Origin of the sequence: Micropruina sp., from assembly GCF_027492755.1 — a bacterium.
Lineage (GTDB): Bacteria > Actinomycetota > Actinomycetes > Propionibacteriales > Propionibacteriaceae > Micropruina.
Window position 1 is genome coordinate 17,671 of the sequence record NZ_JAPUED010000051.1, and the last position, 1,685, is coordinate 19,355.

The following is a 1,685-nucleotide window of genomic DNA, read 5'->3' on the forward strand; positions in this document are numbered from 1 at the left end:
ACCTGAGAGTTCACCACTCCCCGGCGTCCCCCTCAGCGACGTCGCCGGCGTACTGGGCGAGGGTCGAGTTCACCTGGTAGGCGTCCGAGACTGTGATCTCCCCGCGTTCGGCGCGGGCCGCGATGTCGCGGCGGCAGAACAGGCTGGGCGCGTCGAGCTGGTCGATCGCGGCGTAGGCGTCGGACCGTGCGTCAGCCAGGGTGTCCGCGTGGGCGACGACGCCGAGCACGCGTCCGCCGGACGCCACCAGGTCGCCGTCGGCGTTGCGGGCGGTGCCGGCATGCACGATGTGGACGTTGTCGTCCGAGCCGAGCAGACGAGGGCCGTTGATCGTGCCGCCCAGTTCCGGCGTCCCCGGGTAGCCGTTCGCGGCCAGCACCACGACGACGGTGGATCCGGGCTTCCAGGCCAGCTCGCCGATCTCTTCCAAGCTGTCGGTCGCCGCCGCGTACAGCACCTGACCGAGCGGCGAGTCCAGCGCGGCCAGCACGGCCTGGGTCTCCGGATCGCCGAAGCGGACGTTGAACTCCACCACCCGCAGGCCCTTCGAGGTCAGCGCGAGCCCGGCGTACAGCAGGCCGACGAACGGTGTCTCCTGCCGTCCGAGTTCGGCGATGGTGGGCTCGACGACGCTGTCCATGATCTCGTCGACCAGGCCCGGCGGCGCCCACGGCAGCGGCGTGTAGGCGCCCATCCCTCCGGTGTTCGGGCCGGCGTCACCCTCGCCGACCCGCTTGAAGTCCTGGGCGGGCTGCAGGGGCAGGGCGGTGTGCCCGTCGGTGATCGCGAACAGGCTCACCTCGGGGCCGTCCAGATACTCCTCGACGACCACCGGCAGGCAGCCGGCCGCATGGTCGAGCGCGGCGGCGCGGTCGTCGGTGACGATCACGCCCTTGCCGGCGGCCAGTCCGTCGTCCTTCACCACGTGCGGAGCGCCGAAGTGGTCCAGCGCCTGCTCGACCTCGGCCAGCGTCTCGCAGTACCGCGATCGTGCGGTCGGGACGCCGGCGGCGGCCATCACGTTCTTCGCGAAGGCCTTGGACGCCTCCAGCCGGGCGGCAGCCGCGGACGGTCCGAAGCAGGCGATCCCAGCGCCGCGGACGGCGTCCGCCACCCCGGCGACCAGCGGCGCCTCGGGCCCGACCACCACCAGGTTCACGTGCAGCCGGCGGGCCAGCGCGACCACCGCCCGCGGGTCGTTGATGTCGACCGGGTGGTTGCTGGCGATCGTCGCGGTCCCGGGGTTGCCGGGCGCGCAATGCAACTGGGAGACCGCCGGATCGCCGGCCAGCGCGAGGGCGATCGCATGTTCGCGTCCGCCACTGCCGAGGATCAGGACCGAGAGCTGGATATGCACCCGCTCAGCCTAATGCCGTCCGCCTGCCAGGGCTCCGCATGCCGTCGCTGGCACGAGGGGACGGTTCTTTTCGTTCCACTTCACGAACGTCGGTGGAACGCGGGGACGGTTCTTTCCGTTCCATCTTCTCGGGATCTGGACGGTCGGGGACGGAATTCCGTGGATTTCTGTTCCGTAGAGAACCGTCCCATCGGTTCGCACCGGCACGAAAAGAACCGTCCCCACGTTCCAGCAGCCGGTTCGCACCGGCACGAAAAGAACCGTCCCCACGTCCCAGCAGCCGGTTCGCACCGGCACGAAAAGAACCGTCCCCACGTCCCAGCAGCCG

At 70.7% G+C, this 1,685-nt stretch carries 1 protein-coding gene; it reads right to left on the bottom strand.

Annotated elements, in window-relative coordinates:
* Positions 1–10: 10 nt before the first annotated feature.
* Positions 11–1,357: a phosphoribosylamine--glycine ligase gene (gene purD / locus Q0066_RS03240; protein ID WP_298129993.1), complete on the bottom strand. Its 1,347-nt coding sequence runs from the start codon at positions 1,355–1,357 to the stop codon at positions 11–13.
* Positions 1,358–1,685 lie beyond the last annotated feature (328 nt).